This is a genomic window from Mesorhizobium sp. M0522, assembly GCF_040321085.1.
In the GTDB taxonomy this organism is placed as follows: Bacteria; Pseudomonadota; Alphaproteobacteria; order Rhizobiales; family Rhizobiaceae; genus Mesorhizobium.
The window spans coordinates 1-25,316 of the sequence record NZ_JAMYQW010000039.1 but is presented as its reverse complement, the minus strand read 5'-3'; the positions used below and the strand labels follow the sequence as shown (position 1 = coordinate 25,316).

23 protein-coding genes and 1 pseudogene are annotated in these 25,316 nt (G+C 62.2%); 17 read left to right on the top strand and 7 right to left on the bottom strand.

From position 1 onward, the window contains the following. Positions 1-5 precede the first annotated feature (5 nt). On the bottom strand, positions 6-2,621 hold the full coding sequence (topA, locus tag NKI58_RS29400; RefSeq protein WP_352786513.1) for a type I DNA topoisomerase: 2,616 nt from the start codon (positions 2,619-2,621) through the stop codon (positions 6-8). Between the two features lie 446 nt (positions 2,622-3,067). Then, entirely contained in the window at positions 3,068-3,445 is a 378-nt protein-coding gene (locus tag NKI58_RS29395) for a COG4315 family predicted lipoprotein (protein WP_352455652.1), read from the bottom strand. 187 nt (positions 3,446-3,632) lie between these two features. Between NKI58_RS29395 and NKI58_RS29390 the strand changes: the two genes are divergently transcribed. Then, positions 3,633-4,379, top strand: coding sequence for a cytochrome c biogenesis CcdA family protein (locus NKI58_RS29390; RefSeq protein WP_031212847.1), 747 nt, complete (start codon positions 3,633-3,635; stop codon positions 4,377-4,379). Positions 4,380-4,432: 53 nt separating this feature from the next. Here NKI58_RS29390 and NKI58_RS29385 read toward each other — a convergent pair whose 3' ends face one another. Next, a complete protein-coding gene (locus tag NKI58_RS29385) occupies positions 4,433-5,278 on the bottom strand; it encodes an SDR family oxidoreductase (protein ID WP_352854111.1) in 846 nt (281 codons plus the stop codon). Here NKI58_RS29385 and NKI58_RS29380 point away from each other — a divergent pair. The 3 genes from NKI58_RS29380 (at position 5,264) to glmU (ending at position 7,907) form a co-directional block, all read left to right on the top strand. After that, entirely contained in the window at positions 5,264-5,398 is a 135-nt protein-coding gene (locus NKI58_RS29380) for a hypothetical protein (RefSeq protein WP_352854112.1), read from the top strand. The two genes, NKI58_RS29385 and NKI58_RS29380, sit on opposite strands and share 15 nt — an antisense overlap. 69 nt (positions 5,399-5,467) lie before the next feature. Beyond that, positions 5,468-6,415 (top strand): AraC family transcriptional regulator, encoded by a 948-nt coding sequence (locus NKI58_RS29375; protein ID WP_352455653.1) that lies wholly within the window; start codon positions 5,468-5,470, stop codon positions 6,413-6,415. 130 nt (positions 6,416-6,545) lie between these two features. Further along, a complete protein-coding gene (gene glmU, locus NKI58_RS29370; protein ID WP_352786514.1) occupies positions 6,546-7,907 on the top strand; it encodes a bifunctional UDP-N-acetylglucosamine diphosphorylase/glucosamine-1-phosphate N-acetyltransferase GlmU in 1,362 nt (453 codons plus the stop codon). A gap of 1 nt (position 7,908) precedes the next feature. On the opposite strand, the gene NKI58_RS29365 is transcribed toward glmU, so the two are convergent. Continuing rightward, complete coding sequence (locus NKI58_RS29365; protein ID WP_352622636.1) at positions 7,909-8,262, bottom strand: ADP-ribosylation/crystallin J1; 354 nt, start codon at positions 8,260-8,262, stop codon at positions 7,909-7,911. A 227-nt stretch (positions 8,263-8,489) separates the two neighbouring features. Between NKI58_RS29365 and glmS the strand changes: the two genes are divergently transcribed. The 4 genes from glmS to NKI58_RS29345 all read left to right on the top strand — a co-directional run bounded on the left by glmS (position 8,490) and on the right by NKI58_RS29345 (position 11,879). Further along, positions 8,490-10,313, top strand: coding sequence for a glutamine--fructose-6-phosphate transaminase (isomerizing) (gene glmS, locus NKI58_RS29360; protein ID WP_352786515.1), 1,824 nt, complete (start codon positions 8,490-8,492; stop codon positions 10,311-10,313). Positions 10,314-10,426: 113 nt separating this feature from the next. After that, positions 10,427-10,708 (top strand): type II toxin-antitoxin system RelE/ParE family toxin, encoded by a 282-nt coding sequence (locus tag NKI58_RS29355; protein ID WP_352622664.1) that lies wholly within the window; start codon positions 10,427-10,429, stop codon positions 10,706-10,708. A 37-nt stretch (positions 10,709-10,745) separates the two neighbouring features. Beyond that, entirely contained in the window at positions 10,746-11,045 is a 300-nt protein-coding gene (locus NKI58_RS29350) for a HigA family addiction module antitoxin (protein ID WP_031212869.1), read from the top strand. A gap of 81 nt (positions 11,046-11,126) precedes the next feature. Next, on the top strand, positions 11,127-11,879 hold the full coding sequence (locus NKI58_RS29345; protein WP_023680026.1) for a DUF502 domain-containing protein: 753 nt from the start codon (positions 11,127-11,129) through the stop codon (positions 11,877-11,879). Here NKI58_RS29345 and recG read toward each other — a convergent pair. Continuing rightward, positions 11,831-13,939, bottom strand: coding sequence for an ATP-dependent DNA helicase RecG (recG, locus tag NKI58_RS29340; RefSeq protein WP_352786516.1), 2,109 nt, complete (start codon positions 13,937-13,939; stop codon positions 11,831-11,833). The genes NKI58_RS29345 and recG overlap by 49 nt on opposite strands. A gap of 91 nt (positions 13,940-14,030) precedes the next feature. On the opposite strand from recG, the gene NKI58_RS29335 reads away from it, so the two are divergent. The 6 genes from NKI58_RS29335 (at position 14,031) to NKI58_RS29310 (ending at position 21,016) form a co-directional block, all read left to right on the top strand. Beyond that, the gene (locus NKI58_RS29335) at positions 14,031-14,318 is read left to right on the top strand and encodes an FAD assembly factor SdhE (RefSeq protein WP_023680023.1); all 288 of its coding nucleotides are present in this window, start codon (positions 14,031-14,033) and stop codon (positions 14,316-14,318) included. Positions 14,319-14,331: 13 nt separating this feature from the next. Beyond that, complete coding sequence (mfd, locus tag NKI58_RS29330; RefSeq protein WP_352786517.1) at positions 14,332-17,829, top strand: transcription-repair coupling factor; 3,498 nt, start codon at positions 14,332-14,334, stop codon at positions 17,827-17,829. 179 nt (positions 17,830-18,008) lie between these two features. Continuing rightward, positions 18,009-19,382 carry a class II 3-deoxy-7-phosphoheptulonate synthase gene (locus NKI58_RS29325; RefSeq protein WP_352448710.1) on the top strand — a complete coding sequence of 458 codons (1,374 nt, stop codon included), beginning with the start codon at positions 18,009-18,011 and terminating at the stop codon, positions 19,380-19,382. 149 nt (positions 19,383-19,531) lie between these two features. Continuing rightward, positions 19,532-19,951, top strand: a complete 420-nt coding sequence (locus tag NKI58_RS29320) for a GFA family protein (protein ID WP_352786518.1) — start codon at positions 19,532-19,534, stop codon at positions 19,949-19,951. A 77-nt stretch (positions 19,952-20,028) separates the two neighbouring features. Further along, positions 20,029-20,388 (top strand): diacylglycerol kinase, encoded by a 360-nt coding sequence (locus NKI58_RS29315; RefSeq protein WP_254820160.1) that lies wholly within the window; start codon positions 20,029-20,031, stop codon positions 20,386-20,388. 40 nt (positions 20,389-20,428) lie between these two features. After that, on the top strand, positions 20,429-21,016 hold the full coding sequence (locus NKI58_RS29310; RefSeq protein WP_352574952.1) for a hemerythrin domain-containing protein: 588 nt from the start codon (positions 20,429-20,431) through the stop codon (positions 21,014-21,016). Positions 21,017-21,019: 3 nt separating this feature from the next. Here NKI58_RS29310 and NKI58_RS29305 read toward each other — a convergent pair. Together NKI58_RS29305 and NKI58_RS29300 are read right to left on the bottom strand one after the other, a co-directional pair. Further along, positions 21,020-21,606 (bottom strand): annotated as a pseudogene (locus tag NKI58_RS29305) (DedA family protein). After that, positions 21,603-22,166, bottom strand: coding sequence for a DUF1003 domain-containing protein (locus tag NKI58_RS29300; protein ID WP_023680015.1), 564 nt, complete (start codon positions 22,164-22,166; stop codon positions 21,603-21,605). Before NKI58_RS29300 ends, NKI58_RS29305 begins: the two are co-directional and overlap by 4 nt. Positions 22,167-22,249: 83 nt before the next feature. Between NKI58_RS29300 and NKI58_RS29295 the strand changes: the two genes are divergently transcribed. The 3 genes from NKI58_RS29295 to NKI58_RS29285 all read left to right on the top strand — a co-directional run bounded on the left by NKI58_RS29295 (position 22,250) and on the right by NKI58_RS29285 (position 25,152). Beyond that, on the top strand, positions 22,250-22,963 hold the full coding sequence (locus NKI58_RS29295; protein WP_352786519.1) for a DNA-3-methyladenine glycosylase I: 714 nt from the start codon (positions 22,250-22,252) through the stop codon (positions 22,961-22,963). Positions 22,964-23,028: 65 nt separating this feature from the next. Continuing rightward, complete coding sequence (locus NKI58_RS29290; protein WP_352786520.1) at positions 23,029-24,711, top strand: NAD+ synthase; 1,683 nt, start codon at positions 23,029-23,031, stop codon at positions 24,709-24,711. 27 nt (positions 24,712-24,738) lie between these two features. After that, positions 24,739-25,152, top strand: coding sequence for a GNAT family N-acetyltransferase (locus NKI58_RS29285; RefSeq protein WP_352786521.1), 414 nt, complete (start codon positions 24,739-24,741; stop codon positions 25,150-25,152). Positions 25,153-25,316 lie beyond the last annotated feature (164 nt).

Sequence of the window (25,316 nt, the reverse complement as noted above, 5' to 3'; positions counted from 1 at the left end):
CCGTCCTATCCCTTTTTCCTGGCCGCCGGTTTTTTGGCCGCAGCCGGTTTCTTCGCAGGCGCGGCCGCTTTGCGGAAGGGCTTCCTGGCGCCGTTGCCGCCCTTGGCTTCCTTTTCCGCAATGAGCGCCACCGCATCCTCGATCGTCACCGATTGCGGATCCTTGCCCTTCGGCAGCGTCGCATTGACCTTGCCGAAATTCACATAAGGCCCGTATTTGCCGTCGCGCACGACTATCTTGCCGCCGCCGGCAGGATGCTCGCCCAGTTCCTTGAGCGCAGCGGCTGTGCCGCCATTGCGGCCGCCTTTGCCCTTCAATTGCTTCTCGGCGATCACCGAGACGGCGCGATTGAGGCCGATCGAGAACACGTCCTCGATGCTGTCGAGATTGGCGTAGGTGCCGTCATGCAGCACGAACGGCCCGTAGCGCCCCAGCCCGGCCGAAATCATCTTGCCGGATTCCGGATGCTTGCCGACGTCGCGCGGCAGCGACAACAAGGCGAGCGCCTTTTCGTGATCGATCGAATCGACCGTCCAGCCCTTGGGCAGACTGGAACGCTTGGCATCCTTGCCGTCGCCGCGCTGGATATAGGGGCCGAACCGGCCATTGCGCAGCGTGATCTCCTCGGCGGTATAGGGGTCCTTGCCGAGCACTTTGGTGCCGTCTTCACCACCGCCGTTCTCGCCATTGGGATTGGCGGCGTCGCCGAGCTGGCGGGTGAAGGAGCATTCGGGATAGTTCGAACAGCCGACGAAGGCGCCAAACTTGCCGAGCTTCAGCGACAGGTTGCCGGTGCCGCATTTCGGACAGATACGCGGGTTCGAACCGTCTTCGCGCGCGGGAAAGACCAGCGGCGCCAGTTCCTCGTTCAATGCATCGAGGACGTCGGTGACGCGCAACTCCTTGATGTCGGCGACGGCGCCGGAAAAATCCTTCCAGAAATCGCGCAGCACGTCCTTCCATGCGAGCTTGCCGTCGGAAATCTCGTCGAGCTTTTCCTCCAGCGAAGCGGTGAAGTCGTACTCGACATAACGCTCGAAGAAGCTTTCGAGGAAGGCCGACAATAGCCGGCCCTTTGCCTGCGGCACCAGCTTGCGCTTGTCGATGGTGACATAGTCACGATCCTCGAGCGTCTTCAGGATCGCCGTATAAGTCGACGGCCGGCCGATGCCCAACTCTTCCAGCTTCTTGATCAGCGAAGCTTCCGAATAACGCGGCGGCGGCTCGGTGGTGTGCTGGGTGGCGTTGATCGCCTCGCGTGTGAGCTGCTCGCCGGCACGGATCTCGGGCAGGCGGCGGCTTTCCTCGTCTTCCGAATCTTCTTCCTTCTGCTCGATGTAAGCGGCAAGGAAGCCGTCGAAGCGAACAACCGAGCCTACAGCGCGAAGCTCGGCGGTGCGCGGGCCGTTGACTGCCTCTATCTCGACCGTGGTGCGCTCTATCTCGGCCGGCTGCATCTGGCTGGCGATGGCGCGTTTCCAGATCATCTCGTAAAGCCGCGCCTGGTCGGCGTCGAGATACTGCTTGACGGAAGCCGCCGTGCGCATGAAATCGGTCGGACGGATCGCTTCGTGCGCCTCCTGGGCATTCTTGGCCTTGGCGGAATAGTAGCGCGGCTTTTCAGGCAGGTATTTAGGGCCGAATTCCTTGGCAATCGCATCGCGTGCGGCAGAGATCGCCTCCGGTGCCATCTGCACGCCATCGGTCCGCATATAGGTGATCAGGCCGGTGGTCTCACCGCCGATCTCCATGCCCTCATAGAGCCGCTGCGCCACCTGCATGGTGCGATTGGCCGAAAAGCCGAGACCCGATGAGGCTGCCTGCTGCAGCGTCGAGGTGGTGAAGGGCGGCCCGGGATTGCGCTTGGTCGGCTTCGCTTCGACAGACGCCGCCTTGAAGCTGGCGCCTTCGAGCATCGCTTTGATGTCGTCGGCCTGCGCCTTGTTGGAAATGTCGAGCTTTTGCAGCTTCTTGCGCTCGAAGGCGGTCAGCCGCGCCTCGAAATTTTCCTTGCGCGGCGTACCGAGAATGGCGGCGACCTGCCAGTATTCCTCGCGGATGAAGCGCTCGATCTCGGATTCGCGGTCGCAGACCAGACGCAGCGCCACCGACTGGACGCGGCCGGCGGAGCGGGCGCCGGGCAGCTTGCGCCACAGCACGGGCGACAGCGTGAAGCCGACCAGATAGTCGAGCGCGCGGCGGGCGAGATAGGCATCGACCAGCGGCGCGTCGATCTGGCGCGGATTGGCCATCGCCTCCAGCACGGACGCCTTGGTGATGGCGTTGAAGACGACGCGGCTGACCGGCTTGTCCTTCAACGCGCGCTTTTGCTTCAGCACTTCCAGGACATGCCAGGAGATCGCTTCGCCCTCGCGGTCCGGATCGGTGGCGAGGATCAGCCCGTCGGCGTCCTTGACCGCCTTGGCAATATCGGCGAGACGCTTTCCAGACGCGGTGTCGACGGCCCAGGACATGGCAAAGTCCTCATCCGGACGCACCGAGCCATCCTTGGCCGGCAGATCGCGGACATGGCCGAACGAGGCCAGAACCTTGTAGTTCTTGCCGAGATATTTGTTGATTGTCTTCGCCTTGGCCGGCGATTCGACGACGACGACGTCCATACGGTCTCATATCAGTTGTGATGCGGCAGAAGAATTCCGCTGCGCGCGACGAAATCTCGTTCAATGTGTCGCTCACATGGCCGCGCTTTTGCATCCGGTCAAGGCCAAGCAGTCAAAATGCGGCCCTGTACCGAATGTGCAACCTAACGGCGCCATGCGATTTTCCGCAATCCTGGATAAGGGAAATGGCCAGCCTATCACTGGACAAGCCCGGCAATTGATCCTGGAGAACGGGACAAACTCTCCCGCGGATATAAGAGAAACATCGAGCACGCGCCAGCCCTGCTTGAACAGATGCTGTGAAGCGCGCAATCGGTAGCCCGGCATTTTGCTCGGACAGTCGCAAGGAAGTACCGTGCTGAAAAGCTGGCCGCCAGGGCGGTTGGGTCGAGTTCCCAGCGACCAACCGTGTTACCGCCTGTTACAGCCGATCAGAAGCTCAAGGCCTAGTCGGCCTTGGCGATGTGCCAGACGCCGCCGACACCCTCGCCGGTCACGTCGCCGGTCTTCTTGTCCTTGATGAACGTGTAGAGCGGCTTACCTTCGTAGGCCCACATCCTGGTGCCGTCGGTGCGGTCGACGATCGTCCACTCGCCCTCGGCCTTGGCGTTGGCGTCAGCCTTCAGCGGCGGCCAATTGGCGGCGCATTTGTCGTAGCAGTTCGACTTGCCCGCCTCGTCCTTGTCGTAGGTGTAGAGCGTCATGCCGCTGGCGTCGGTGTAGATCTTGGTGCCGCCGACCTCCGCTTCCTTCCACGCCTCGGCGGCGAAGGATGCGGCAGTGCCGAGCAAAAGCGCGGCCATGCCAATTGGGATCGTTTTCATGGACTTCTCCCTGGATCATTCGAAAAGCGCGCGGAACAACGCAGCTTCGTTTGATCAACGCTGCCTGGCTGCCCTTTCTTCCCGGGCGGGCGTCGACTTGCTACCCAATGTGATGGGGCCACGCGATGGTGATTGGCGGACGACCGCCGTCGCGGCTATATGGCTGCGCAGTCATCGGGAGACGGAAATGGCATTGGACGTCGGCTATGTCAGTGCGATCGGGGCGGGAGCGATTTCCTTCCTGTCCCCCTGCGTGCTGCCGCTGGTGCCGCCTTACCTGTGCTATATGGCCGGCGTGTCGGTCGACGATTTTCGCGGCGAGGCCGGCATTACGGCAAAGGCCGGTGCGCGAGGCGCGCTGGTTAATTCCTCCATCGCCTTCGTGCTCGGCTTCTCGACCGTCTTCGTCGCGCTCGGCGCCGGTGCCTCGACCATCGGCCATCTGCTGCGGGTCTGGCAGGAGCCGCTGGCAATGGCGGCCGGCGTGCTGATCATCCTGATGGGGCTGAATTTCCTCGGCGTACTGCGCATCCCTTTGCTTTCACGCGAGGCGCGCTTCCAGTCACAAGGCAAGCCGGCCAGCCTGATCGCCGCTTACGTAATGGGCCTGGCCTTCGCCTTTGGCTGGACGCCCTGTATCGGCCCGGTGCTGGGGCCGATCCTGACGCTTGCCGGCGGCCGCGAGACGGTGGGCGAGGGCGCGCTGCTGCTTGCCGCCTATTCGCTCGGCCTCGGTATTCCCTTCCTCGTTGCGGCGCTGTTTTCAGGCGCCTTCATGCGCTTTCTCGGGAAATTCCGCGTCCATCTCGGCCGCGTCGAAAAGGCCATCGGCGCGTTGCTGGTGGTCGCCGGCGTGTTTTTCCTGACCGGCGGCGTGCAGGCGGTGTCCTATTGGTTGCTCGAGAATTTTCCGGTGCTGGGGCAATTGGGATAGGTTTGCCGCCCGGCCGAAGCGCGAGGCCGTAGCTGCGGCGCAGGGCACCGCAGCTACGCGGTCCATTCACCTTCGAAATAGCCCGGCTGGTCGATATCGGCGATGAGCCCGGGTCCGCTCGGCGCCCACCCCAGCAGCGCGCGAGTCCGCTCGCTCGAGGTCGGGACATCCATCGCCGCGAACATCGCGAACCAGCCAAAATGATCGGCGGCTTCTTCCGCGGACTTGGCGACGACCGGCACGTTCAGGCGCCGGCCGATCACGCCGGCGATGTCCTTGAACGGCACGCCTTCTTCGGCGATCGCGTGATATCGCCCGCCATCGGCTCCATGCTCGAGCGCAAGCCGGTAAACGCGGGCGGCATCGAACCGATGCACGGCAGGCCAGCGATTGAGCCCTTCGCCGATATAGGCCGACACGCCCTTCTTGCGAGCGAGGTCGATGAGAATAGGAACGAAGGCGTGGTCGCCTTGGCCATGGACCGACGGAGGAAGGCGCACAACCGACGCGCGCACGCCGCGTGCCGCCAGCGCGGCGGCTGTCGCTTCGGAGGCCCGGGGATACGAAGCGGAAGAGGGGACAGGCGCATCTTCCTCGGTCGCGATACGGCCCCGCGCCTGGAGCGCGGTTCCGGAGGTGACGAGCAGGGGCCGCTCGGAGCCTTCGAGTGCACCGCCCAAGGCCTCGATGGCGCGCCGGTCCATCTCGCAATTTTGCGCGAATTTCGAGAAGTCGTGGTTGAAGCCGGTATGGATCACTCCATCAGCTGCCGCTGCGCCCCTGCTGAGGCTTTCGAGGTCTTCGAGGTCACCTCGATGCACCTCGGCTCCGGTGGCTGCAAGCGACTTGGCCGACGCCGCCGAGCGGGCGAGGCCGAGCACCTGATGGCCGGCGCCGATGAGTTCTTGAACGACGGCAGAACCGACGAATCCGGTCGCTCCGGTAACGAAAACACGCATCACGACTTCTCCTTGTTCGTTTCTGACCACGACCATTTTCGCGGCACAGTTGTGTCGTGATAGGCGCTTGAGAAAATACGATCTATGCGGTAAAGTCCGTATTATCTTCGCAATCGTCCGGAATGACCTGTGGATCCCCTTTCAGATGTGCTCTCGCTGCTGAAGCCGCGAAACTATATGTCGGCCGGTTTCGATGCTGGTGGTGAATGGTCGATCCAGTTCCCCGACCAGCAGCAAAGCATCAAGACCGGAGCGGTGATCTCCGGCCGGTGCTGGCTATTAGTGGAGGGCGTTGCCGACGCAGTGCGCCTTGAGACGGGCGACTGCTTCCTGCTGCCGAGTGGACGGCCTTTCCGCCTTGCAAGCGACATGAGCTTGTCGCCTGTTGAAGCCGTCAAGATTTTTCCGCCAGCGCGGGCCGGCGGTGTCGTGACCCACAATGGCGGCGGTGATTTCTTTCTGGTCAGCAGCCGCTTCGCGCTTGGCGGCAATCATGCCGGCATCCTGTTGCGGATGCTGCCAGCCATTGTGCATATCCGCAAAGAGTCGGACCAGTCGGCGCTGCGCTGGTCGGTGGAGCGGATGATGCAGGAGCTGCGCGAGTCACAGCCGGGCGGCTTTCTGGTGATCCAGCACCTCGCCCACATGATGCTGGTTCAGGCGCTGCGGCTGCATCTTTCGGAAGGATTGAAAGGCGGCATCGGCTGGCTCTTTGCCCTCGCGGACAAACAGATCGGCGCGGCGATCAGCGCCATGCATGACGATCCGGCGCATGGCTGGACGTTACAGGAACTGGCGGAACGGGCCGGCATGTCGCGATCGACCTTTGCGCTCAGATTCAAGGAGACGGTTGGCGCGTCGCCGATGGACTATTTGACGCGGTGGCGAATGCTGCTGGCCGGCGACCGGCTGACGAATTCCAGCGATCCCGTCGCCGTCATAGCGCTTTCGCTCGGCTACGAATCCGAAAGCGCCTTCAGCACAGCCTTCAAGCGGGTCATGAACTGTTCGCCACGGCAATACGGCCGTGGCCGAGCCTCCAGTTTCGCATCACGCAACGAGGCGGAAGCCGCCTGAGCCGATCGGCTTGAGCGTGTCGCGGGTTGGAGGTTCCACCGTCTCACCGGAATTTAACCGCATTGGTGCAGCATGGCGCCGGTGCTACTAACGCTTCGATTCCAGACCCCTTTCAACGGTTGCTGTCCCCATGAGCCAGAGATCCTGCCTGTCCATCATCCTCGCCGCCGGCGAAGGCACGCGCATGAAGAGTGCAGTGCCGAAAGTGCTGCACACAATCGCCGGCCTGCCGATGGTTGCCCATGTCGTCAAGGCGGCCGAAGCCGCCGGCAGCGGCGAGTTGGCGCTGGTGATCGGCCACGGCGCCGATGAGATGCGCAAGGCCGCACTCAAGTTTGCGCCGAAGGCCGAGGCTTTCGTTCAGGAAAAACGTCTCGGCACCGCGCACGCCGTGCTTGCCGCACGCGCAGCAATATCAAGAGGTTATGACGACATCTTGGTGATGTTTGGTGACACGCCGTTGATCGATCCGGAAGCGCTCGCGGCGGCGCGGCTGAAGCTGGCGGAAGGTGCGGCCGTCGTCGTGGTCGGCTTCCGTACGGAAAATCCTTCGGGCTACGGCCGGCTTATCGAAAAGGCCGGCAAGCTCGTGGCCATCCGCGAGGAGAAGGACTGCTCGGACGAGGAGAAGAAAATCACCTTCTGCAATGGCGGGCTGATGGCGGTCGCCGGCAGGCACGCGCTGAAGCTGCTCGATCAAGTCGGCAGCAAGAACGCCAAGGGCGAGTATTATCTCACCGACATCGTCGAGATCGCCGCTGCGCAGGGACTTGATGTCGTAGCCACCGAAGCCAGTTTCGAGAACGCGCTCGGCATCAACAACCGTGCCGAGCTTGCCCAGGCGGAAGGTATCTGGCAGCAGCGCCGCCGGCGCGAGGCGATGCTTTCTGGCGTTACGCTGATCGCGCCCGAAACCGTGTTCTTCTCGCACGATACCGAGATCGGTGCCGACACGATCGTCGAGCCCAATGTCTGGTTCGGACCGGGCGTGAAAATCGCGACGGGTGCCAAGATCCATGCCTTCAGCCATATCGAAGGCGCCACCATCGCGTCGAATTGCGATGTCGGGCCGTTCGCGCGGCTGCGGCCCGGGGCCGATCTGAGAACCAAGGCCAAGGTCGGCAATTTCTGCGAGGTAAAGCAGGCGATCGTCGAGGAGGGCGCGAAGGTCAACCATCTGACCTATATCGGCGATGCCCGCATCGGCGCCGGTGCCAATATCGGCGCCGGCACCATCACCTGCAATTATGACGGCTATTCGAAATTCTTCACCGATATCGGCGAAGGTGCCTTCATCGGCTCGAACTCCTCGCTGGTGGCGCCGGTGTCGATCGGCAAGGGCGGCTACATCGCCTCGGGCAGCGTCATCACCGAAAGCGTACCCGACGATGCGCTGGCCTTCGGCCGCGCCCGCCAGCGGACTCTATCCGGCAAGGGCAAGGAGTTGCGAGAGCGTTTTTCTCAGGCCGCGGCGGCCCGCAAAAAAGGGTAGACTAGCGGAACTCGGCGACAAGCTGGATTTCGCCGACGATTGCATCGTTGAAGGCCGACAGGTCTTCGGCCGGGATCCAGTATTCCAGATGCGCCCGGCTGCCGGCATGCTGGACGCTGTAACGGTCCAGAAAGCTACGACGCACCTCGAAACGCGTCACGAAACCTGATCCGCTCGCGGGCACATTCCAGTCTCGGGCGATCTGGGTGGCATAGGCCTCGCTGGTGACCGGATAGAAGATCGGCTGATCGGCAAGTCGAGGAGGAAAGGCGCGCATCCCTGCCCCCTGGATCAACTCCAGTTCGCGGGGCCCAACCGGACGCCAAAGCGTCACCGTGTCAATTCGTTCGTTCATAGCCGCATCATGTCTTTGACTGATTTCTGGAGCCGTTGAGCCGAGATAGGATACATAAGCGGAGAAACTGAGCAATTGCAGTAACCGGATTGCAAGTGCGCCCTGTCATGGTGCATCTGTGCAGGATAGTCCGGCTGATACCGGACGAAATGGAATGTGATTTTTCGCGGCAGCCCGGCAGTCTCTAAATAGCGCCGGGTTTGAGGTCGGAATCGGGGGCAAGCGCCATGTGCGGTATCGTTGGAATTGTCGGTAACTCGCCGGTTGCGCCGCTTATCGTCGATGCGCTGAAAAGGCTCGAATATCGCGGCTATGACTCGGCCGGCGTCGCCACGATCGAGCACGGCAGGCTTGACCGCCGCCGCGCCGAGGGCAAGCTGGTCAATCTCGAGCGCCGGCTGAAGGACGAACCGCTCGACGGCATGATCGGCATCGGCCACACGCGCTGGGCCACACATGGCGTTCCGAACGAGAGCAATGCGCATCCGCATTTTTCCGACGGCGTCGCCATCGTCCATAACGGGATCATCGAGAATTTCGCCGAATTGCGCGACGAGCTGATGCGCGACGGCTACAGTTTCGCCTCGCAGACCGATACCGAAGTCGTCGCTCATCTGGTGGCGCGCGAACTGGCCAAGGGGCTGAAGCCGGTTGAGGCGGCGCACAAGGCGCTGAAGCGGCTGGAAGGCGCCTTTGCGCTCGCCATCATGTTCAAGGGCGACGAGGATCTGATCGTCGGCGCGCGCAACGGCCCGCCGCTCGCGGTCGGTCATGGCGACGGCCAGATGTTCCTTGGCTCCGACGCCATTGCGCTTGCCCCTTTCACCAATTCGATCACCTATCTGGAAGACGGCGACTGGGCGGTGGTGCGCCGCAACGAGGTCGATATCTTCGACATGGGCGGCAACAAGGTCGACCGCAAACGCCAACAGTCGCTCAGCACGAGCTTCATGGTCGACAAAGGCAACCGCCGCCATTTCATGGAAAAGGAAATCCATGAGCAGCCGGAAGTGATCTCGCACACGCTGGCGCATTATGTTGATTTCGTCAGCGGCGTCTCGAAGCCGCTCGACCTGCCGTTCGATTTCGCCAAGATCGACCGGCTGGCGATCTCGGCCTGCGGCACCGCCTATCTCGCCGGGCTGATCAGCAAATACTGGTTCGAGCGCTATGCGCGGCTGCCGGTCGACATCGATGTCGCTTCGGAGTTCCGCTATCGCGAGATGCCGCTGTCGAAGAACGATGCCGCTTTCTTCATCTCGCAATCGGGTGAGACCGCCGACACGCTGGCGTCGCTGCGCTACTGCCGCAAGGCCGGCATGAAGATCGGCGCGGTCGTCAATGTGCGCGAATCGACCATGGCGCGCGAATCCGACGTCATCCTGCCGACATTGGCCGGCCCGGAGATCGGCGTCGCTTCGACCAAGGCGTTCACCTGCCAGCTTTCCGTGCTGGCCTCGCTGGCGGTCCGGGCTGGCGTGGCGCGCGGAACGATTTCGCAGGAGCAGGAGAAAACGCTGATACGCGAGCTGTCGGAAGCGCCGCGTTATGCGAACCAGGTGCTGAAGCTCGACGGGCAGATCGAAAAGATCGCGCGCGACCTTTCGCACTACAAAAACGTGCTTTATCTCGGCCGCGACACCAATTTTCCGCTGGCCATGGAAGGCGCGCTGAAGCTCAAGGAAATTTCCTATATCCACGCCGAAGGCTATGCCGCCGGCGAGTTGAAGCACGGCCCGATCGCGCTGATCGACGAGAACATGCCCGTCATCGTCATCGCGCCGCATGACCGCATCTTCGAAAAGACCGTGTCGAACATGCAGGAGGTCGCGGCACGCGGCGGCAAGATCATCCTGATCACCGACAGCAAGGGCGCCGCACACGCTACGGTGAAGACGATGGAGACGATCGTTTTGCCGGACGTGCCGGAAATCATCTCGCCGATCATCTACGCGCTGCCGATCCAGATGCTCGCCTACTTCACCGCCGTGTTCATGGGCACGGACGTCGACCAGCCGCGCAATCTGGCGAAATCGGTAACGGTGGAATGATCGGTTCCAAACGGCTACCGATAGGGTCCAAACGACAATTTAGTATCAGTTATTGATACATATTTCTTGCACCCTCTCTTGTATCAATGTATGATACAAGACGAGGGCAGAAGTTGATCGTTTCGTTCAAAGGCAAAGCGGTGGAAGCGGTTGCCGAGGGGAAGGCACCGAAAGGTTTTCCACCGGATCTGGTTGCCCGTGGCGAACGTCGTCTTCGAGCGATCGAAAACGCCGCACAATTGAACGACCTTCGATCGCCACCCGGAAATCGCCTTGAAGCCCTGAAAGGGAGCAGAGCTGGGCAGCATTCAATTCGTATCAACGACCAATGGCGTATCTGCTTCAAATGGACCAACGCTGGCGCCGAAGAGGTGGAGATCGTCGACTACCATTGAGCGGGCACTTGCCCTAAACCCTTGAGGTCTCTGAACCATGCTCAAGTTCGTTCGTCCAATTCACCCCGGAGAGTTCCTGCGCGAGGAATATCTCGTCCCGCTCGGTATGAGTGCCGGTGCGCTGGCGAAGAAGCTCAATCTTCCTCGTACCCGTATCGAACGCATTGCCAAGGAAGAGATCGGCCTGACTCCTGATACCGCGCTTCGCCTCGCCAGGTTCTTCAACACCACGCCGGAATTCTGGATGAATTTTCAGCAGGCTTATGAACTTGAAACCGAGGCGAAGAAACTCGCGCCGGAGCTCGAGAAGATCGAACCGCTGGAAGCCGCGGCATAGTTGATCTTTTAAAAACTTCGCCATTCCAAAGCGCCTTGGGGTTCAGTAGTGTCGCGCTGCAAACACACGCTGCGGTGAACCATGTCGGATGCTCTCAAGACCTCAGGCATGACCCGGCTGAGAAACTATTTCCTGACCGGCTTCGTCGTTTGCGCGCCGCTGGCGATTACTGCCTACATTGCCTGGTCGCTGATCGGCTGGGTCGATTCCTGGGTGAAACCCTACATTCCGGTACGCTACAATCCGGACACCTACCTGCCGTTTCCAGTGCCGGGTTTTGGGCTGATCGTTGCCTTGATCCTCATCACCTTCATCGGCTTTATGACCGCCAATATCGTTGGCCGCGCCATCGTCAACTTCGGCGAGCGCCTGCTTGGCCGCATGCCGCTGGTGCGCGGCATCTACCGTTCGCTGAAGCAGATTTTCGAGACCGTGCTGTCGAACAAGGGCGACATGTTCCGCCAGGTCGGGTTGGTCGAATATCCGCGCAAAGGGGTCTGGTCGCTGGTCTTCGTCGCCAGCGAGAAGGAAACCGAGATCAACCAGAAGCTCGACCGGGAAGGCGATCCGCTGATTGCCGTATTCATGCCATGTACGCCCAACCCGACGACGGGCTTTCTGATGTATGTGCCGAAATCCGACATTGTGCTGCTCGACATGACAATCGAGGACGGAGCCAAGCTGATCGTGTCCGCCGGCTTGGTGGCGCCGGCGGTCAAAATGGTGACGGTGAACGGCGAGCAGATCCACGGCGCGCTTGCCAATCCTCCGCTCGACACGATGCCTCAGCCGGCACGCAGGAGCCGCACGGCCTCGTCGCGGCCGAACAGATAGAGCAACAGGCGCAGCGCCGTGCCGCGTTCGGACTGCAATTCCGGATCGCGCGACAGGATCAGCCGCGCATCGTCGCGAGCGGCCTCGAGCAGGTCGGCATGCGTCTCGATGCGCGCCACCTGGAAGCCCGGCGTGCCGGACTGGCGGGTGCCGAGCAACTCGCCTTCGCCGCGCAGCTTCAGATCCTCTTCGGCGATACGGAAGCCGTCCTCGGTCTCGCGCATTACCGACAAACGGCGTTTTGCCGTCTCGCCGAGCGGATCCTTGTAGAGCAGCACGCACGATGAAGGCTTGTCGCCACGCCCGACCCGGCCGCGCAATTGGTGCAACTGGGTAAGGCCAAAACGCTCGGCATGCTCGATAACCATGATTGTCGCATCAGGCACATCGACGCCGACCTCGATCACTGTGGTGGCGATCAGGATACGGGTGTCACCCTGCTTGAAGGCGCGCATCGCCTCGTCTTTGTCGGTGCCTTTCATGCGGCCGTGCACCAGGCCGATGCGGTCGCCGAACAGCGGCTCCAGCGAGGCAAAACGGTCCTCGGCCGACATCAGCTTGATCTCCTCGGATTCCTCGACCAGCGGACAGATCCAGTAGATTTTCTGGCCATCGGCGACGGCGTCGAGCATGCGTCCGATCAGTTCGTCGAGCCGTTCAAGCGGCAAGGTGACGGTGCGGATCGGCTGGCGGCCGGCCGGCTTTTCCGTCAGCTTCGACACATCCATGTCGCCGAATGCAGTCAGCACCAGCGTCCGCGGTATCGGCGTTGCCGTCATCACCAGCATGTCGGGCGCGTCGCCCTTGGCGGTGATCGCAAGGCGCTGGTGGACACCGAAACGGTGCTGCTCGTCGACGACGGCGAACACGAGGTCACGGAACGTCACCGTTTCCTGGAACAGCGCATGGGTGCCGACGACGATGTCGATGTCACCATTGGCCAGCCCGGTCAGCGTGTCGGCACGCTCGCGGCCCTTTTCGCGACCTGTGAGGACGGCGACACGCAGGCCGGCCCGTTCCGCCAACGGCGCAATCGTTGCCAGATGCTGGCGCGCCAGGATTTCGGTCGGCGCCATCAATGCCGCCTGGCCGCCGGCTTCGACGGCACGCGCCATGGCAAGCAGCGCGACCACCGTCTTGCCGGAGCCGACATCGCCCTGCAAAAGGCGCAGCATGCGTTCGGGGTCACCGAGATCGGCGTTGATTTCGGCAAGCGCCATTTCCTGCGACATGGTCAGCGAATAGGGGAGTGCCACGCGCAGTTGTTCGACTATGCGGCCGTCGCCGACGAGTGGCCGGCCAGATAATCGGCGGACCTTGGCCCGCACCAGCGCCAGCGATACCTGGCCGGCCAAGAACTCGTCATAGGCAAGGCGCCGCCACGCTGCGCCGTCGACAGAGACGTCGATCGGGTCGGCAGGATTGTGGATGCGGTTGAGCGCATCGCTGAAAGCAGGAAAGGCATGGCGGCGCCGGAACTCACCGTCCTGCCATTCGGGCAGCACCGGCAGGCGGGCCAGCGCCTGGCCGATGGCCCGGCGCAGCACCTTGCCCGAGAGCCCGGCGGTCAGCGGATAGACCGGCTCGACCAGCGGCAGGTTTTCCGCGTCGCCGGCAAGTGCGATATGGTCGGGGTGAACCATGGTCGGGCGGCCGTTGAACCATTCCATGCGGCCGGAGACGACGACATGCTCGCCTACGGGCATCGCCTTTTCGAGATAGGCGGCATGGGCATGGAAGAAGGTCAGCGCGATTTCGCCGGTGTCGTCATGGGCGTAGACCCGGTAGGGTACCGACCTGTTGCCGCGCGGCGGCGGCTGGTGGCGGTCGATGCGGACGCCGAGCGTAACGATGGCGCCTTCCGCCGAGCCGGCGATGCCAGGCCGGTTGCGGCGATCGATGACGGTATGCGGCAGCACGAACAAGAGATCCCCGGCGCGCGCGGCCCGGTGGCCGAGGTCGGCTGCTACGACTTTTTCGATCAGGGCGCCAACTTTTGGCCCGACCCCGGCAAGCGAGGTGATCGGGACAAACAGCGGATCGAGGAGGGAGGGACGCATGATGTCAGCTTATGTTGCGGCGACTGTAGCGCAAGGCTGACACCGCCTTCTATCCACGCTATATGCGCCGCCTGGGCAAGGATGTTGCAAGATGACCGGAACGAAACGATCAAGCGAGGGGCTCGATGCCCGCCGCCGCAAGCTTCTGTTTCGTTCGTGGCACCGCGGCATGCGCGAGATGGACCTTATACTCGGCAGCTTCGCCGACGCCGAGATCGGCGCCTTGACCGGCGACGAAATCGACCAATATGAGAGGCTCCTCGACATTCCCGACACCGAATTCCTGCCTCTCGTCACTGGCGAACGCCCGGTTCCGGCGGATATCGACTGTGCCGTCCTGCAAAAAATCCTGGCTTCGCGCCGGGAGATGACCTTCTGAACAACGTGTAGCCATGAGCCTTATCCCTACGATCGGTCTGCCGAAAGGCCGCGCCGGCCAGTTCATCGTCGATGGCGTCGCCGACGGCTACGAAGCCTTTGCCCTGGTGCAGGCTGCGCATGAGATCGCTCCTGACAAGCCAGTGCTGTTCGTGGCGCGCGACGGCCAGCGTCTGCCGGCGATCGTCGAGGCGCTTGCCTTTGCGGCGCCGGGCCTGCCGGTGCTGGAACTGCCGGCCTGGGACTGCCTGCCTTACGACCGCGTCTCGCCCGGCGCCGATGCCGCCGCAAGGCGGCTCGATGCACTGGCCGCAATGATTGCGCTGGCGAAGAAGCCGCACCGCGCCGTCGTCCTCACCACTGCGAATGCGCTGTTGCAACGCATTCCGCCGGCTGAACTCGTCGAGGCGCAGACCTTCCACGCCAAACCCGGCAACCAGATAGACATGAACGTGCTGGTGTCGCGGCTGGAGAATTCCGGCTTCGAGCGAGTGCCGACGGTGCGCGGCATCGGCGAATTTGCGGTGCGCGGCGGCATTCTCGATCTCTTCGCGCCCGGCTGGACGGAGGCACTGCGCCTCGATTTCTTCGGCGATACGCTGGAATCGATCCGCGTCTTCGACACCGCAACCCAGCGCACCATCGGCCAACGCAAATCGATGGCGCTGCAGGCGATGAGCGAGGTGGCGCTGACGCCGGAAACCATCAGCCGCTTCCGCCGCGCCTACATCGAAGCCTTTGGCGCGCCCTCCCGCGACGATGGGCTCTATGCGGCGGTCAGCGAGGGCAGGCGGTTTGCCGGCATGGAGCACTGGCTGCCGTTCTTCTATGAGCGGCTGGAAACCGTCTTCGATTACCTGCCGGATGCGCCTGTGGTTTTCGACCATCTGGCGCATGAGGCACTGGCCGAGCGCCACACTCTGATCCTCGACCACTACGAAGCGCGCAAGAAGCAGGCCGACGGCGCCTTGAAGGACGCGGTGCCCTACAAGCCGGTGCCGCCGGATCTGCTCTATCTGTCGCCCGAGAACCTGATTGCCTCGCTTGGCCCGCGCGAGGCGATAGATTTCACGGCCTTCGACGCGCCCGATGCCGGCGCGAAAAAGGTGTTCCATGCCGGCTCGCGCCACGGCCGCAGCTTCGTCGAGGAACGCGCCGATCCTAACGCCAACGTTTTCGACGTCGTCGTCAAACACATTTCCGGCGAGCGCGCTGGACGCCGCCGTGTCGTCGTCGCCGGCTGGACTGAAGGTTCGCTCGACCGGCTCGGCCAGATCCTGGTCGAGCATCACCTTGGCAATCTGAAGCCGGTGGCGACGCTTGCCGAAGCCGAAAAGCTTGAGCCGGGGCAGGCGGGACTGGCCGTGCTGCCGCTCGAATCCGGCTTCGAGACAGAGAAACTGGTCGTCGTCGCCGAGCAGGACATTCTCGGCGACCGGCTGATCCGGCGCTCGAAGCGCAAGAAGCGTGCGTCCGACTTCATCGCCGAGGCTTCGGCCTTGTCGTCAGGCGATATCGTCGTCCATGCCGACCATGGCATTGGCCGTTTCATCGGGTTGCGTACCATCGAGGCGGTTGGTGCGCCGCACGATTGCCTTGAGATCCACTATGCCGGCGACGATCGGCTATTCTTGCCGGTGGAAAACATCGAGCTGCTGTCGCGCTATGGCTCGGATTCGGCCGAGGCGACGCTCGACAAGCTTGGCGGTGGCGCCTGGCAATCGCGCAAGGCGCGGCTGAAGAAACGCCTGCTCGACATGGCCGGGCAGCTGATCCGCATTGCCGCCGAGCGGCAAATGCGGGCAGCACCGGCGCTGGTGCCGGCGGAAGGCCTCTATGGCGAGTTTGCAGCGCGTTTTCCCTATGAGGAGACCGATGATCAGCAGACCGCGATCGATTCAGTCATGGATGATCTAGGCGCCGGAAAGCCGATGGACCGGCTGATCTGCGGTGACGTCGGCTTCGGCAAGACCGAAGTTGCACTTCGCGCCGCCTTCATTGGGGCGATGGAAGGCTTTCAGGTGGCCATAGTGGTGCCGACGACATTGTTGTCGCGCCAGCATTTCAAGACTTTCTCGCAGCGCTTCTCCGGCCTGCCGATCCGCGTCGCACAGGCCTCGCGGCTGGTCGGCGCCAGGGAATTGGCGGAGACCAAGAAGGGCATCGCCGAAGGCCAGATCGACATCGTCGTCGGCACGCATGCACTGCTCGGCTCCTCGATCTCGTTCAAGAATCTTGGTCTGCTGATCATCGACGAGGAGCAGCATTTCGGCGTCAAGCACAAGGAGCGGCTGAAGGATCTGAAGACCGACGTCCACGTTCTGACTTTGTCGGCGACGCCGATCCCACGCACTCTGCAGCTTGCCTTGACCGGCGTGCGCGAGTTGTCGCTGATCGCTACGCCGCCGGTCGACCGCCTGGCGGTGCGCACCTTCATCTCGCCCTTCGATCCGCTGGTCATCCGCGAGACGCTGCTCAGAGAACGCTACCGCGGCGGCCATTCCTTCTACGTCGTACCGCGCATCAGCGATCTCGCGGAAATCCATGATTTTCTGCGCGAATCTGTACCTGAGCTGAAAGTGGCGGTGGCCCATGGCCAGATGCCGCCCGGCGAGCTCGACGATATCATGAATGCCTTTTATGACGGCCAGTACGATGTGCTTTTGTCGACCACCATCGTCGAATCTGGCCTCGATATTCCGACTGCCAACACGCTGATTGTGCATCGCGCCGACATGTTCGGCCTGTCGCAGCTCTATCAGTTGCGTGGCCGCGTCGGCCGTTCGAAGGTGCGCGCCTATGCGCTGTTCACGCTGCCCGCCAACCGCAAGCTCACCGATACAGCCGAGCGTCGGCTGAAAGTGCTGCAGTCGCTCGACACGCTCGGCGCCGGTTTCCAACTGGCCAGCCACGACCTCGATATCCGCGGCGCCGGCAATCTGCTTGGCGAAGAGCAGTCGGGCCACATCAAGGAGGTCGGCTTCGAGCTCTACCAGCAGATGCTGGAGGAGGCGGTGGCCGAAGTGAAGGATTCCGGCGAGGTGCAGGACGGCGGCTGGTCGCCGCAGATCGCCGTCGGCACGGCGGTGATGATCCCGGAAAGCTACGTCCCGGATCTGCAGCTCAGGCTGGCGCTCTATCGCCGTCTTGGCGATCTCGAAAATACGGAAGAGATCGATGCTTTCGGCGCCGAGCTGATCGACCGGTTCGGGCCGCTGCCGGAAGAGGTAAAGCATCTGTTGAAGATCGTCTTCATCAAGGCGCTTTGCCGCAAGGCCAACGTGGAGAAGCTCGACGCCGGGCCGAAAGGCGTCGTCATCCATTTCCGCAAGCGGGAATTCCCCAATCCGGTCGGGCTGGTCAAGCTCATCGGCGAACAGGGCTCGCTGGCCAAGATCCGACCCGACCAGAGCGTCGTCTTCAGCCGTGACTGGGCGACGCCCGAGAAGCGGCTGGCTGGCTCAGCGGTTGTCATGACGCAGCTGGCGCGGCTGGTGGAGAAGGCGGCGTAGCAGCGCGTCGCTGGTGCTCTGGGCACAGCCGCACCGGCACTTTCGCAGTGCCGTGCTCATTCGCCACGCGACCACTTCCGGTCTAGAATAGGAAATCGGCTTCGTGTATGGAGCCGCGACCCCATATGGGGCGGATTGGCGGGCGATGGCGTCCGTGTGAAAGAGCGTTAGGTGCTTCGATGACGAAATGGTCGCCGAATTCGTGGAGAGCTAAGCCGATCCAGCAGGTTCCAGCCTATCCGGACCTTGCCGCGCTGAGGAACACGGAAGCCCAGCTTGCCACGTTTCCGCCGTTGGTTTTTGCAGGTGAGGCACGCAAGCTGAAGAAGCAGCTTGCAGCCGTCGCTGCCGGTGACGCATTCCTTCTGCAGGGCGGCGATTGCGCCGAGAGCTTCGCCGAGCATGGCGCCGACAATATCCGCGACTTCTTCCGCGTCTTCTTGCAGATGTCGGTGGTGCTGACCTTCGCCGGCGCCCAGCCGGTGGTGAAGGTCGGCCGTGTCGCCGGCCAGTTCGCCAAGCCGCGCTCGTCCGACAATGAGACCAAGGGCGGCGTGACGCTGCCGAGCTATCGCGGCGACATCATTAACGGCATCGAATTCGACGCCAAGTCGCGCATTCCCGATCCTGCAAGACAGGAGATGGCGTACCGCCAGTCGGCGGCGACGCTCAACCTTTTGCGTGCCTTCGCCCAAGGTGGCTATGCCAGCCTGGAGAACGTGCATCAATGGATGCTTGGCTTCGTGTCCGACAGCCCGCAGGGGGAGAAATACGAGTCGCTCGCCAACCGCATCACCGAGACGATGGACTTCATGAAGGCCGTCGGCATCACCTCGGAGACCAATTACGCGCTGCGCGAGACCGACTTCTATACCAGTCATGAGGCGCTGCTGCTCGGTTATGAAGAGGCGCTGACTCGCGTCGATTCGACTTCCGGCGACTGGTACGCCACCTCCGGCCACATGATCTGGATCGGCGATCGAACGCGCCAGCCCGACCATGCCCATGTCGAATACTGCCGTGGCATCAAGAACCCGCTCGGCCTGAAATGTGGCCCGTCGCTGACGCCGGATGGCCTCTTGCAGCTCATCGATCTGCTCAATCCGGAGAACGAGCCCGGCCGGCTGACGCTGATCGCGCGTTTCGGTTCCGACAAGGTTGCTGACCACCTGCCGAAGCTGGTGCGCGCGGTGCAGAAGGAAGGCCGCAGCGTGGTGTGGTCGTCCGACCCGATGCATGGCAACACCATCGAGGCCGCCGGCTACAAGACACGGCCGTTCGACCGCATCCTGAAGGAGGTGCAGACCTTCTTCGAGGTGCATCGCGCCGAAGGCACGCATCCGGGCGGCATCCATGTCGAGATGACCGGCAAGAACGTCACGGAATGCACCGGTGGCGCCCGCGCCATCACCGCCGAAGAGCTGCAGGATCGCTACCACACCCATTGCGATCCGCGCCTCAACGCTGACCAGGCGATCGAGTTGGCGTTCCTGGTCTCCGATCTGCTCAAGAAGACCCATCCGGTCCAGCACAAGCAGGCCGTCAACGGCTGATACGATCTGAACTTTGATGTCATTGAAGAAGCGCCGGGCGAAAACCGGCGCTTTTTGTATTCAATCCCGCCGGTGTCGCATTTGCTCGCGCCTAACGCGCGCAAAACTGGAATCCTGCCAGGCGATGGCAATTGCATCGGGAGGCCGACATGGCTGACAGTCACAGCGGATCATGCTTGTGCGGGGCAGTGCGGTTCCAGACACGAGGACCGCTACGCGGTGTCATCTACTGCCATTGCTCGCAGTGCCGGAAGCAGAGCGGGCATTTTTATGCGGCGGCCAACGTTGCCGACCGCGACATCACAATCACCGGCGCGGAGAGCATCACCTGGTACGAGGCCTCTTCGTTCGCCAGGCGCGGCTTCTGCAAGACATGCGGCTCTCTGCTGTTCTGGAAGCCGAGCGATGGCGGCTATGTTTCGGTCATGGCAGGGCTGTTCGACGCGCCAACCGGGCTTCAAGGAGAATGCCATATCTTCGTCGGCGACAAGGGCGATTATTACGCCATCGATGACGGGCTGCCGCAGTTCGAGAAGTCGACACCGTCGATCAAGGTGGCAGGCGACTGATTTTTGAAGGGGTCGCCTTATTCCCTTGGTCCAGCCATTGCGCTAATCCCCTGCCGGTGATTCCGAAGGGTTTTGGCATGCAGCGGCTGATCGACGCTTTTTACAATTCGGTGCGGGCGTTTCGCAAACTGGCGGCCAGCGAGGAGGCCTTCCAGCTGGAGCTGACACTGCTCGTGCTTGCCTTGCCGCTCGGCTGGTTCCTTTCGGAATCGTGGCGCGGCTATGCGTTGCTGATCGGCGCGGTGCTGCTCATGATCATGATCGAGGTGCTGAACACCGGCATCGAGGCGGCATGCGACGCGTTCAGCCGCGAATTCAACATCGATATCCAACTGGCCAAGGATTGCGGTTCGCTGGCGGTGCTTATTTCGGTGGTAATCGCTGCAGGCGTCTGGGGCGTCGCCATCGTCGAGCGGATCCTCGGGGTACCGATCTGACGTTTCAAACACTACATGCCGGTCAATTGAGGGAACCGACATGACCGATACCGCCGGATTTCTGCTGCTCGAACGTGAGGGCCTGCCGGACGATCTGCGCTGGCTGGCCGAAAAATATCCGCGCGAGATCTGGCAGGCGCATGCCAACATCCACGGCGTGGCCAATATGTGGCTGCAGCGGCACGATATGTTCCGCGAGCTTGGCGGCATGCTCACCAATGGTATCGGCGATTATCGAGAAGGTAGGCTGAACGCGCCGGAATTCGCGCGCTGGTTCGCGCCGCGCCTCAACCATTTCCTCGGCAATCTCGACGGCCATCACAATGTCGAGGACCATCATTATTTCCCGGTCTTCGCCAGGGCCGAGACCCGTCTGAAGCGCGGTTTCGAGATTCTCGATGCCGATCACCACACAATCCATGAGGGACTGGAGCGCAATGCCGAGGCGGCAAATGCCTTCATCCGCACGCTTCAGGAGAGCGAAGACAAACAGCGTTTCGCCGCCGATGCCTATGCCGACGAGAACAGCCGGCTGATCGCCATGCTGACCAGGCATCTTGCCGACGAGGAAGACCTGATCATCCCGCTGATCCTGGAAAAGGGTGACCGTGCGCTCGGCATAGATTGACGATCAGCTTCCCTTGCGAAGCTCCTTCTTGGCGAGGAAGTGCGACGCCAGCCAGCCGAGGATAGCCACAACGAGGCCGATTGCCAGAGCGATCAGCAACCGCTCGTGGCGAGCCAGCGCCTGGCCGACGATGCGCTCGGCGCCCAGCCCGAACACATAACCGACCGTGCAGAACAGCGCCGCCCAGACCACCGATGAGATGGCGTTGAGGATGGCGAAACGCGCCGCGGCGATGCCGGACAGCCCGGCCGCGATACCACCGACCAGGCGCAGGCTATAGATGTAGCGGTTCGACAGCACGAAGATGTTGGGATGAGAGGTGACGAGGCGATAGGCGTGGCTGAAGCCCGGCCGGGCACGGAGCCTGATCACGAATTTATGGTCGGCGAAGCTCGCCCCAAGATGAAGAAGAACGTGTCGCCACCGAAGGCGCCGAGCGCGGCTGCGAGAAACGCCTGCCACAGGACGAAAACATGCTGATGCGCGAAGAAACCGCCAAGGATGGCGGCGCTTTCGCCCTCGGCCACGCAGCCCAGAAAAACTGCGACCAACCCATATTGCTCAATGAGACGATGGATGGCTTCCGTCATGAAGACGTTCGCTGCTTCGACAGAATGTCGTCGATGCGCTTCACCTGCTCGGCCAGCCGGGCGATCTCGTCTCGCATGCCGATGATCTGGCTGTGGCGCAGTTCGTCGAGCTTTTCGTGTAACGCCATGATCTCGATCTCGGCCTTGAGATTAACCTCATAGTCGTGGGCGGCGTCGATTCGATCGCGCTCCGTCTGGCGGTTCTGCGCCATCATGATCACTGGCGCCTGCAGGGCGGCAACCATGGAAAGCACGAGATTGAGGAAGATGAAGGGATAGGGATCGAAGGCGGCGCGCGACAAGAGCCAGACATTGCCTGCCGTCCACAGGATCAGGAAGCCAATGAATGCCAGGATGAAGGACCACGAGCCGCCGATCCGGGCGATAGTGTCGGCAAGGCGATCTCCAAACGTCTGATGAAAGGCGACGGCCTTGTTGGTGTCCTTGGAGATCGTGGTGCGCTCGAGCGTAGATTGCAGTACCCGGCTTTCGAGCGCGCTGAGGCCGTCCGGCTTTCGCTTCAGCCAGCGGCTTGCCAGGTCCTCGATCGTTTTGTTCATCGTCGCCTCCATCGTCAGCGATGAGGTAGAAGCTGCCGGCTCATACGGGAAGTGGTAGATTGACGCGATGGGGTCAGGAAACAATGGTGGATTTTCAGAAAATTCGCTCCCGTGCAGCGAAACGCAAAGGCGGTGAGGCAGCCCTTACGTCGCTGCTGGGTCCAATGCCTGACAATGCCGCGGTGGCAAAGATTGCGGACGATCGCATCTTGTCGACTATGGCTGAGCGGGTCTTTGCCGCCGGTTTCGTCTGGCGTGTCATCGAGCAGAAATGGCCGGGCTTCGAAGAGGCATTTCTCGGCTTCGAGCCGAGGCGGCTGTTGTTCCAACCTGACGATTTCTGGCACGATCTCACCGCCGACAAGCGCATCGTGCGCAATCCGCAGAAGATCAAATCCGTACGCGACAACGCAGCCTTCGTCGAGCGCGTGTCGAAGGAGCATGGCAGCTTCGGCACATTCCTCGCCAATTGGCCGGCGGATGACCAGGTCGGGTTGATGGCCTATCTCGGCAAGCATGGCAGCCGGCTCGGCGGCAATACCGGCCAGTATTTTCTGCGCTGGCTGGAGTGGGACGCTTTTGTTGTCTCGGCCGACATGGCGGCCGCACTGCGCGACGCGGGGCTCGACATTGCGGAGAGCCCGACGTCGAAGAAGGATTTGGGCAGGATCCAAGTGCAGATAAACGCCTGGGCGGCGGAAACCGGGCTGCCGCGCCGGCACATTTCGCGCATTCTGGCAATGTCGATCGGCGAGAACCATCCGCCGGAAGCCTTGCGCGAATATATGGGCGAATAGGATCGACTGTTTGGTCCAAACGAACGCCATTGCTCGACGAATTTTGCCGCGCTAAACCCACGGGCATGACAGACAAGACCGCTCCAGACATATTGCGCATCGCCGTCGCCCAGCTCAATCCGACGGTCGGCGACGTCGCCGGCAATCTTGCCAAGGCACGCGAGGCGAGGGCGGATGCCGCCCGCCAAGGCGCCGACCTCGTGCTGTTTACCGAGCTTTTCCTTGCCGGCTATCCGCCTGAGGATCTGGTGCTGAAGCCGGCATTCCTGAAGGCCTGCGAGCGGGCGGCGGAGGATTTCGCCGGCGATACCGCCGACGGCGGCCCGGGTTTCGTCATCGGCACGCCGTTGAAGCGCAACACCGGCACGCACAATTCGATCATCTTTGCCGATGGCGGCAAGATCCTTGCCGAACGCTACAAGCTCGATCTGCCGAATTACGGTGAGTTCGACGAGAAGCGCGTCTTCCAGGCCGGCCCCGAGATCCAGGGGCCGGTCAATTTCCGCGGCGTGCGCGTGGGAGTGCCGATCTGCGAAGATATCTGGGGCGAGGTTGCCGTCTGCGAGACGCTGGCCGAAAGCGGCGCGGAAATCCTGCTGGTCCCGAACGGCTCGCCCTATTACCGCGGCAAGGTCGACGTCCGCCACCAGATCGTCATCCGCCAGGTCATCGAATGCGGACTGCCGATTATCTATGCCAACCAGCTTGGCGGCCAGGACGAGCTGGTTTTCGATGGCGCATCGTTTGCCATAGGTTCTGACAAGACGCTGGCCTTCCAGATGAGCCAGTTCGAGGAGACGGTCAACGTCACCACCTGGAAGCGAAAGAACGACATCTGGGTCTGCTCTGACGGACCGATGTCGAAAATCCCGGAGAAGGAGGAGGCCGACTACCGCGCCTGCATGTTGGGCCTGCGCGATTACGTCAACAAGAACGGCTTCAAGAATGTCGTGCTCGGCCTTTCCGGCGGCATCGATTCGGCGATCTGCGCGGCACTTGCCGTCGATGCGCTGGGCGAGGAACGGCTGCGCGCCGTGATGATGCCTTACCGCTACACTTCGAAGGACTCGCTCAAGGATGCCGAGGACTGCGCCCGCGCGCTCGGCTGCCGCTACGACATCGTGCCGATCTTCGAGCCGGTCGAGGGTTTCCTGCACACGTTGACACAGCTTTTCGAGGGCACCAAGGAAGGCATCACCGAGGAAAACCTGCAGAGCCGGGCCCGCGGCACCATTCTGATGGCGATTTCCAACAAGTTCGGCTCGATGGTGGTCACCACCGGCAACAAAAGCGAGATGTCGGTCGGCTACGCGACGCTCTATGGCGACATGAATGGCGGCTTCAATCCGATCAAGGACCTCTACAAGATGCAGGTCTATGCGCTGTCGCGCTGGCGCAACGCGCATGTGCCGCCGGGTGCGCTCGGTCCGTCCGGCGAGGTGATCTCGACCAACATCATCGACAAGGCGCCCTCGGCGGAACTGCGAGAGAACCAGACGGACCAGGATTCGCTGCCGCCCTATCCGGTGCTCGACGACATATTGGAGTGCCTGATCGAAAACGAGATGGGTGTCGACGACATCGTCGCGCGCGGCCATGACCGGGCGACGGTGACGCGCGTCGAGCACCTGCTTTACGTCGCAGAATACAAGCGCCGGCAGGCGGCGCCCGGCGTGAAGATCACCAGGAAGAACTTTGGCCGCGACCGCCGTTATCCCATCACCAACCGGTTCAGGGATGGCGGGTAGGCGATTGGCCTGTTTAACAGTTTAGCCATGGCCAACCTTGAAATCAGCTTCGACCCGTCGCGGATCGACTTCCGGGCGACGTCCGACATTTTGAAGGAGAGCTATTGGGGCAGCGGCCGCAGCGATGAACTGCACCGCCGCGCTTTTGCCAACTCACTGTGCGTCGGCGCCTATGTCGGCGGCAATCAGGTCGGCTTCGGCCGGGCGATCACCGACCGTACGGTATTTGCCTATCTCGCCGACATAATTGTCTGGACCGGGTATCGCGGACAAGGCATCGGAACCCGGCTTGTCCAGGCGCTTATCGACCACCCGGACGTCAAGACGGTCACGCATTGGAGCCTGTCGACCAACGACGCCCATGCGGTTTACGAGAAGCTCGGCTTCAGGCCTTCCACCGACGGCCGCTATATGCGCTTCGACCGTATCCCGGCAACCTGAACAGAGGCAGCGCACAACCCGCGATTGTTGCAAAATCGTCTCACTGCTTGGACCAGATGCGCTTTTGGCTATCTACTGACTGTCGGTAGCTTTTCAAGTTGTCCGGTTTTTGTAGCACATCAGATGTCCGCTTCTGTTTGTTGCAGGAGGTGCGTCGAAGCGGT

Bases quoted from the DNA above. Each gene is read 5' to 3' on its own strand.
- topA (WP_352786513.1), bottom strand. From the start codon at position 2,621: ATGGACGTCGTCGTCGTCGAATCGCCGGCCAAGGCGAAGACAATCAAC.
- NKI58_RS29320 (WP_352786518.1), top strand. From the start codon at position 19,532: ATGGCTGACAGTCACAGCGGATCATGCTTGTGCGGGGCAGTGCGGTTC.
- NKI58_RS29335 (WP_023680023.1), top strand. From the start codon at position 14,031: ATGACCGGAACGAAACGATCAAGCGAGGGGCTCGATGCCCGCCGCCGC.
- NKI58_RS29310 (WP_352574952.1), top strand. From the start codon at position 20,429: ATGACCGATACCGCCGGATTTCTGCTGCTCGAACGTGAGGGCCTGCCG.
- NKI58_RS29345 (WP_023680026.1), top strand. From the start codon at position 11,127: ATGTCGGATGCTCTCAAGACCTCAGGCATGACCCGGCTGAGAAACTAT.
- glmU (WP_352786514.1), top strand. From the start codon at position 6,546: ATGAGCCAGAGATCCTGCCTGTCCATCATCCTCGCCGCCGGCGAAGGC.
- NKI58_RS29365 (WP_352622636.1), bottom strand. From the start codon at position 8,262: ATGAACGAACGAATTGACACGGTGACGCTTTGGCGTCCGGTTGGGCCC.
- NKI58_RS29380 (WP_352854112.1), top strand. From the start codon at position 5,264: ATGGCCGGCGCCGATGAGTTCTTGAACGACGGCAGAACCGACGAATCC.
- NKI58_RS29390 (WP_031212847.1), top strand. From the start codon at position 3,633: ATGGCATTGGACGTCGGCTATGTCAGTGCGATCGGGGCGGGAGCGATT.
- mfd (WP_352786517.1), top strand. From the start codon at position 14,332: ATGAGCCTTATCCCTACGATCGGTCTGCCGAAAGGCCGCGCCGGCCAG.
- NKI58_RS29325 (WP_352448710.1), top strand. From the start codon at position 18,009: ATGACGAAATGGTCGCCGAATTCGTGGAGAGCTAAGCCGATCCAGCAG.
- NKI58_RS29395 (WP_352455652.1), bottom strand. From the start codon at position 3,445: ATGAAAACGATCCCAATTGGCATGGCCGCGCTTTTGCTCGGCACTGCC.
- NKI58_RS29290 (WP_352786520.1), top strand. From the start codon at position 23,029: ATGACAGACAAGACCGCTCCAGACATATTGCGCATCGCCGTCGCCCAG.
- NKI58_RS29350 (WP_031212869.1), top strand. From the start codon at position 10,746: ATGCTCAAGTTCGTTCGTCCAATTCACCCCGGAGAGTTCCTGCGCGAG.
- recG (WP_352786516.1), bottom strand. From the start codon at position 13,939: ATGCGTCCCTCCCTCCTCGATCCGCTGTTTGTCCCGATCACCTCGCTT.
- NKI58_RS29295 (WP_352786519.1), top strand. From the start codon at position 22,250: ATGGTGGATTTTCAGAAAATTCGCTCCCGTGCAGCGAAACGCAAAGGC.
- NKI58_RS29285 (WP_352786521.1), top strand. From the start codon at position 24,739: ATGGCCAACCTTGAAATCAGCTTCGACCCGTCGCGGATCGACTTCCGG.
- NKI58_RS29315 (WP_254820160.1), top strand. From the start codon at position 20,029: ATGCAGCGGCTGATCGACGCTTTTTACAATTCGGTGCGGGCGTTTCGC.
- NKI58_RS29300 (WP_023680015.1), bottom strand. From the start codon at position 22,166: ATGAACAAAACGATCGAGGACCTGGCAAGCCGCTGGCTGAAGCGAAAG.
- glmS (WP_352786515.1), top strand. From the start codon at position 8,490: ATGTGCGGTATCGTTGGAATTGTCGGTAACTCGCCGGTTGCGCCGCTT.